Origin of the sequence: Bartonella sp. 220B (genome assembly GCF_026930205.1) — a bacterium.
In the GTDB taxonomy this organism is placed as follows: Bacteria; Pseudomonadota; Alphaproteobacteria; order Rhizobiales; family Rhizobiaceae; genus Bartonella.
Genome location: NZ_JANHOI010000036.1, coordinates 1 through 3,634, shown reverse-complemented (window position 1 = coordinate 3,634; position 3,634 = coordinate 1). Strand labels below are relative to the sequence as shown.

Sequence of the window (3,634 nt, the reverse complement as noted above, 5' to 3'; positions counted from 1 at the left end):
CAATCCTTGGCGGAATCTTGCGATAGTTGCAGGTCTTGGGACAAGTTTTATGGGAATCCCTGAAATTTCTAAACCTTTTGGCGCGTTTTTAGGCAAAAAATTAGGTGTATAGGGGTAAAGAGATGAGAAAAGATCCTTTATTTACAATGTCTGGAATTGGAGCAGAAGGTTTTCTATATCCTAGTGCACTTTTGCCATATAAGCCAGCAGTAAAGAGCTGGGCTGGAGTTGAGAAAGAAAGAGAACGTCAAAAGCGTGAAATGCTCTATGGTCGTAAACTTTTAGGAATGGTTATTCCGAAAATTGGTGAGAGACCGATTGATAAAATGGAAATGCTACAGCAATTGATGCAGAAGTATCAAGGTCCCGCTACTCCTAGTGCAATTTCTATTTCCCCATTTGGGAGTGTTTCTTTTTCGCCTTCTCAAATAGGAACTATTGTTCCAGATGGAGTATATCATGAGAAGAAGGAGCCTTATTTGGTTCCTGAAGCAGAAATACCCTTTGGTGTTGGTAATCATTCGCTTGTTTTGAATGCACAGGAGGTTGATAGACAAGCACTTACGCCTGTGGCAGAGGCGGCTTCAATACCCGAGACACAACCTTCTCCAGTTGATACGCGGAGTAGTTTTGAGAAATTTGTACAATCGGATGCTTATAAGAAGCTTCAAGATCTTTTTGCTGGTATGGCAGCATCTAAAGGTGGTTCAGGATGGGATGCGCTTGCAAGTGGGGTTAAACATCTTAATGCAGGCGATAAAGAGAGACAACAGGTTAACCAAACAGTCGAGTATCTGAAATCTCAGGGCATGAGTGAAGAAGAAGCACGGTTTATGGCTGGGAATAGTGATGCTCTTAATGCGTTTTTTGTGCAAAAGATGAGTGGTAGAAATGCTCTTAATTATAAAGAAGAAATGGATAGCAAACGACAAATGATAGAGCTTCAAAATAGTGAAGCTATTAGCAGTAATATGCTCGATGATATAAAACGTTTTATGGATTACGTAAACGAAAATGGTGATTGGTCTACGGGAAATTTAGCTGATTGGCTAGCTTTTTTCAATGTTCCTCAACACCGTGATATGAAATCACTCCTTAATTCGATTAAAAACCGTATAGGTATTGATCGTTTAGAAACAATGAGACAGTATTCACGTAATGGTGCTTCTGGTTTTGGAAACCTTACAGAAAAAGAACTTGATATATTAAAGAGCTACTTAGGAGAAATAGACTATAAATTAGGTCACAAAGAGTTGATGTTTAGGTTGGAAAAAATACATGAGATTTTAGGCAAGATGAAATCAAATGTGTTGTCTTTGCTACAGGATCGTCACACCAAATTGACAGAAGAGAATGTGATGAAAGTTACATCGGAGACGGCTTCTACAACTCCTCAAAAAATGTCAGGTAATTTGCCTGTTGTGTCCAGAAAAGAAGATATTAAAAATCTTCCTGTTGGGAATAGAGCTATAGTGCAATATGGTCATGATAGTTTCGAAATTGTTAGGGATAGATAAATGGTTCATCATAATAATTCTCATCAAGGCTATCCTAATTTTGGTCCTGGTATAAGGGTTATTCGTCGTATCCCTAAGAATGAGTATGAGAAATCGGTAGGAAAAGAACCACAAACATCAAATGATATTTCCTTTGATGAGAAAGATCTTGGTGTTTGGGATGCATTGAGAACCCATGGGATATCTGGTTTAACGGCAGGTTATAGTGATGAGATACAAGCGGCGAATGAAGCAGGTTTTACGGATTATTGGCGTGGCGATAAAAAAGCAGAAGAGACCTATAACAGGAGGGTAGCAAAGGAACGCGCTTACCAAAAAGCATTGCAAGAAAAACATCCCATTTGGTCTACAGGTGCTTATATTGCTGGTTCGATATTACCAACATTGGCATCATTTGGTATCCCTGGACTGAATTTTTTGAGGGCAGGTTCAACCTTAGGAGGCCTTGGTAAGGGAATGATTGTAGGGGCAGGTTCTGGAGCTTTGCATGGCTCTGGTGCTGGAGAAGGATACAACGATACGGTGAACTCTGCGTTAGCTGCTGGTGCTGGTGGAGCTGTTTTAGCACCGGTTGGTTCTTTAGTCGGTATGGGGGTTTCTAAGATAGGTCGTAGTATAGGAAATGCTGTAAAGGACGATCCATTTGTCGAGAGATTTTTTAATCCGGCTCATAAGCAAGTTTCAAACCAAGTATTGAGAAGAGTTGCTAGGGAGCTTTACGATGATAAAGCTCCAGATATTATCGAGCGCCTTCGGTCTGAACCTGACATGTTTTTGACAGATATTAATCCAAAACTACGAAAGGCTTTGTTTGCAGCGTCTCAAACAAATAAAGATGTTTCTAATATTTTGGCACAAGCGCATGAGAAAAGATTAGGAGGTTCTGTCCAGCGTCTTGATGATATTATGGATAAGAAAATTGCACCTTATCAACATAAGGATACTTTTGAAAGAGCCCTTAAAGAGAGTGCGGAAAAAGCACATGGACATCTTTATAGAGAGGTGATGGCAACTCCTATAAAAGGTAAACAATATTATCGAGAACTTGATAAGCTTTTTGGAAATAAATCGTTTAAAAAAGCTGTTAATGAAGCAGCTAAAAACTTAAAAGATCACATGCGCAAAGCAAACCCTAAGAGATTTAATTCCAAGTCTTATAGACATATCAACTATAGGCCTACGATGGAATTATTAGATGAAACAAAAAAAGTTCTTGATGAATGGATCAACAAGTCTAAAAATTATGGTGAGATGCAAAATTTTTCTAAATATCAATCGATTAAAGAAGCCTTGGTAGCAATAACAGACAAAATTTCACCTACGTATAAAACAGCACGTGCAAGTGCTGAGAAATATAAAGTCTTTGCAGAGAGCTTTGATAAAGGCCAGCAAGCTTTTTCCAAGAGCCTTGAAAAGAGTGAAGTGATGGATGCTGCCAAAGCAAATCGTTTGAAAGGCATATTAAAAGATAAAAATAATACATATCATAACGATAATTCCTATCGTATGGGTGTGAGAAATAAATTACACAGTATATTACATGAACAGGATGCGGGCTTTAATGAACTTATAAATGTTTTAGGAAAGAATGCTGCATCTGAGAACCTTAAAAGGATCATAGGACCTAAACGGTTTGCTACTTTTAAGAAGGCTGTAGATCAAGAGAAATTCTATTCTGATGCGGCAAAGAAGGGCTTTGATGAATTTACAGGAAATCCTGAATTTTATATTTTTGATGGCGTTCGTTCACCAAACAGTTTCCCTGATACAGCAACACAAGCCTTTAAATTAGCACGAAACATATTTTACCATCCTAATTCATCAGAAATTCTTAAGGCAAGGCAAGAGATAGAGCGCGGTATAGCGAAATTAGCAACTTTCGGAGTTGAAAAAATGAGTCCACAGGAAATTGCTAAACTGATTCAAAGTACTTTGAAATGGCATAAAGCAGGAGTCATAGCAGATGACGGCATGAAAATTATTTCTAGAGCTATAACAAAAGGATTAGGTCCTAATGCTTCAATAGAGTACGCAAAATGACCCGCTATAGTCCTTTGATAGAACAAGCGATACGTCAATCGGCATCACGTTATGGCTTGCCTGAAAGCTATTTGTAC

2 protein-coding genes and 1 pseudogene are annotated in these 3,634 nt (G+C 38.5%); all 3 read left to right on the top strand.

All coding sequences use genetic code 11. The features are described from left to right. The first annotated feature begins 122 nt into the window (after nucleotides 1-122). Nucleotides 123-1,517 carry a hypothetical protein gene (locus NPX99_RS08420; RefSeq protein WP_269031387.1) on the top strand — a complete coding sequence of 465 codons (1,395 nt, stop codon included), beginning with the start codon at nucleotides 123-125 and terminating at the stop codon, nucleotides 1,515-1,517. Next, nucleotides 1,518-3,557: a glycine zipper family protein gene (locus NPX99_RS08415; protein ID WP_269031386.1), complete on the top strand. Its 2,040-nt coding sequence runs from the start codon at nucleotides 1,518-1,520 to the stop codon at nucleotides 3,555-3,557. It begins immediately after the preceding gene. Next, nucleotides 3,554-3,634 (top strand): annotated as a pseudogene (locus NPX99_RS08410) (transglycosylase SLT domain-containing protein); the annotation flags it as partial. The gene NPX99_RS08415 and the pseudogene NPX99_RS08410, both read left to right, overlap by 4 nt.

Excerpts from the sequence above, each read along its gene's own strand:
- NPX99_RS08420 (WP_269031387.1), top strand. The coding sequence starts at position 123 with ATGAGAAAAGATCCTTTATTTACAATGTCTGGAATTGGAGCAGAAGGT.
- NPX99_RS08415 (WP_269031386.1), top strand. The coding sequence starts at position 1,518 with ATGGTTCATCATAATAATTCTCATCAAGGCTATCCTAATTTTGGTCCT.